The organism is Oleiphilus sp. HI0086, assembly GCF_001635225.1.
Map to the genome: position 1 here is coordinate 1 of NZ_LWFZ01000623.1, position 3,825 is coordinate 3,825.

General features: G+C 46.7%; 2 protein-coding genes. Both read right to left on the bottom strand.

Annotated elements, in window-relative coordinates:
- Positions 1-851 (bottom strand): acetyl-CoA carboxylase carboxyl transferase subunit alpha (gene accA / locus A3756_RS07895; protein ID WP_068553258.1); only part of this gene is annotated, 851 nt, incomplete at its 3' end.
- Between the two features lie 128 nt (positions 852-979).
- Positions 980-3,825: DNA polymerase III subunit alpha (dnaE, locus tag A3756_RS07900; RefSeq protein ID WP_082865146.1), on the bottom strand; the 2,846-nt coding region annotated here is incomplete at its 5' end.

A 3,825-nucleotide genomic window follows, 5' to 3' on the forward strand; every position in this document is an offset into this window, starting at 1 on the left:
TTCAATTGAGTAGCCATCTCGGGCATATTTCTATGTGCACCGCCTAAAGGCTCCTCTATGACGCCATCAACCAGACCTAATTCTTTCAGACGTTGAGCGTTAACCCCCATCGCTTCAGCCGCATCAGCTGCATACTCAGCACTTTTCCACAGAATGGAGGCACAACCCTCAGGGGAAATAACAGAATAAGTTGAGTACTGAAGCATATTTAGACGATCACAGACACCAATAGCCAGCGCGCCACCAGAACCACCTTCACCAATAACAGTGGATATAATTGGCGTTTTAAGCCGAGACATGACAGCTAGATTATGAGCTATCGCCTGGCTTTGGCCGCGCTCTTCAGCACCAATTCCCGGGTAGGCACCTGGCGTGTCTATAAAGGTGATAATAGGCAAGGAAAAACGTTCAGCTAGCTCCATAAGGCGACAAGCCTTGCGGTAACCCTCTGGCCGGGGCATACCAAAGTTACGCTTGACCTTTTCTTTAACTTCGCGCCCTTTCTGATGACCAATAATCATTACTGGACGCCCTTCAAGCCGAGCAATACCACCTACAATCGACTGATCATCAGCATAAGTTCTATCACCATGCAACTCATCAAAGTCTGTGAAAATCTGCTCAATGTAATCAAGCGTATAAGGACGCTTTGGATGTCTAGCCAAGCGCGCGACATCCCAAGCATTAAGATTCGCAAAAATATCTTTTGTACGAATCTCGCATTCATGCTCAAGACGCTCAATCACTTCTTGAATATTGAGCTCCTGATCACTGCCGACCAAGCGAAGTTCTTCTATTTTTTCTTCCAGCTCTGCAATGGGCTGTTCAAAATCAAGGTAGTATAAATTCATAATAAACCGCTTTAGTCTGGCTAACTGACTCTTCCATTAGATTTGAGGGGGCTATTGTTACTTTTTTTTCGCCGCCTTACCAGACAGCATAAGTGAAAATCCCGCCACAACATAAAAAAAATATGAGGCTAATAAACGAGCTGCGCCTTCCCTTCACCCAGCAAATACTCTAACTCTTGAAACAATTCGTCAGCAGGCTCAACCCGCCAGCTATCACCAAATTCGATAACCGCACTCACATCAGGTCGCTGGTAGCTTAAGGCAACCTTACAACCTGCTGGCTGAAGCGACTCTTCTTCTCGCACCATTGCCCCCTCACCAAGCATTGCTGGTGCAGCAGGTACTGGCTGAGTACAACGATAAGGTTCCAACTTACTCTTAACGCTTTCTAGCATTCCGTCAGCACACTGCGCCTGACTAATACTGATAGAGATATTCTTGGCAAAGTTAATTCTCGCTGAAGCAATACTTTGTACCTGGCTAACTCGCATCTTCAGCATTCCGGAATAGTCATCAAGACTCACTACACCAGAAACAGCAACCACCTCATCCTTTTGAATAGCCTCGCGACACTCGTCAAATGTATCCGCAAATAGTGTCGCCTCAATTCGTGCACTACGATCATCCAAAGTAACGAAGCACATGGTCTGGCCACGTTTATTCTTCATTACCCGAATTTCAACAATCAAACCCACTACCGTCGTCCGATTACGACTGGACTTAAGGTTTAATATAGAGTTCGGAGCAAAACGCCTAACCTCTTTTTCATACTCATCAAAAGGGTGACCTGTCAGGTATAAGCCCAAGGTGTCTTTTTCCTGCCCTAGCCGCTCTTTTTCACTCCACTCACGAACACCTTCTGAACTTGCGTAGACATCCTCATCTTCGTCAGGAACAACCTCGCCAAACATATCCATCATACCCGCATTTTGGTTTCTGGCATTCTGGTCAGCGCGTTGTACTGCTTCGGTAATACTTTCCATCATCCTCGCGCGGCTCGGGCCAATCGAATCCATGGCACCGGCTCGGATCAATGCTTCCAGAGCTCGCTTATTCACCTTCTTCAAATCTACCCGGTCACAAAAATCAAACAGACTTTTAAATGGTCCGCCCTCTTCCCTGGCTTCCAAGACACTCTCAACGGGCCCTTCCCCTAAGCCTTTAATGGCACCCAAACCGTAGACAACCTGAAGATCGTCATCAACGGTAAAGGTATATTGACTGACATTGACATTCGGCAGCACCAAAGAGATTTTCATCTGACGACACTCTTCGACTAAGGTCACCACCTTGTCGGTATTTTGCATATCGGCAGTCAGTACCGCAGCCATAAACTCTGAAGGAAAATGAGTCTTTAGCCACAATGTTTGATAGGAAACGACCGCATAGGCCGCTGAGTGAGACTTGTTAAAACCATAGCCCGCAAACTTTTCTACCAAGTCGAATATTTTCATGGCGAGGTCTGGGTCAACACCAATTGACGCAGCACCTTCACGGAAGGTATCGCGCTGCTTAGCCATTTCTTCCGGTTTTTTCTTACCCATTGCACGACGCAGCATATCCGCGCCACCTAGCGTATATCCTGCCAAGGTCTGTGCAATCTGCATAACCTGTTCCTGATAGACAATAACACCGTAAGTCGGTTCTAGAATGCCTTTCAGACTCTCATGCTGAAAGTCAGGATGAGGATAGGCTACTTCTGCCCGCCCATGCTTACGGTTGATAAAGTCATCAACCATGCCTGACTCCAAAGGCCCCGGTCTAAATAGTGCAACCAGTGCGATCATATCTTCAAGGTTGTCTGGCTGAAGTCGACGAATCAAGTCTTTCATACCACGGGATTCCAGCTGGAATACCGCCGTTGTTTCTGCTGACTTCAGCAATTCAAAAGAGGGCCTATCATCCAGTGGGATATGGTCAATATTAATAGGCTCTTTACCTTTCGCTGCCAAGCGAGGGTTAATCATCTTCAAAGCCCAGTCAACGATAGTTAGAGTACGAAGCCCCAAGAAGTCGAACTTAACCAGGCCTGCATCTTCAACATCATTTTTATCGAACTGGGTAACCAGGCCACCGCCTTCTTCATCACAATAAAGTGCAGCAAAGTCTGTCAGTTTAGTCGGTGCGATAACAACACCACCGGCGTGCTTACCGACGTTACGCGTAATCCCTTCTAGACAGACAGCCATTTCCCAGATCTCCTGGGCTTCTTCGTCTTCATCAAGAAAAGTTTTTAAGGTCGGTTCCTGCTCAATCGCCTTTGACAAAGTCATGCCGATTTCGAAAGGAATCATCTTCGAAAGCCGGTCAGCCAAACCGTAAGATTTACCCTGCACACGCGCAACATCTCGCACCACAGCCTTTGCTGCCATCGTACCAAAGGTAATAATCTGCGATACCGCATCCCTGCCGTAATGATCAGCAACATAAGAGATAACCCGGTCTCGCCCATCCATACAGAAGTCAACGTCAAAGTCAGGCATCGAGACACGTTCCGGGTTCAAGAAACGTTCGAATAGTAGATCGTATTGCAAGGGATCCAGGTCGGTAATTTTCAATACATATGCAACAAGTGAACCAGCACCTGAACCACGACCCGGGCCAACAGGGATATCATGATCCTTCGCCCATTTAATAAAGTCCATTACGATCAGAAAATAGCCGGGAAACCCCATCTGAAGAATGATATCGAGTTCAAATTTCAAGCGATCCAGATAAGGTTTTCGCCGTTCCTCAAGCTCGTCTTCAGGACAATTAGCCAAAATTACTTTTAAGCGCTCATCCAGGTCGTCATGACAAAGCTTGCGAAAAAACTCATCCATTGTCATGCCTTCAGGCACGGGATATTGAGGCAGAAAGTACTCGCCCAAACGAATTTCCACATTGCAGCGTTTAGCGATTTCTATCGTGTTTTCAACGGCCTCGGGAATATCTTCGAATAAGGCCAACATCTCGTCAGCACTTTTAAGGTACT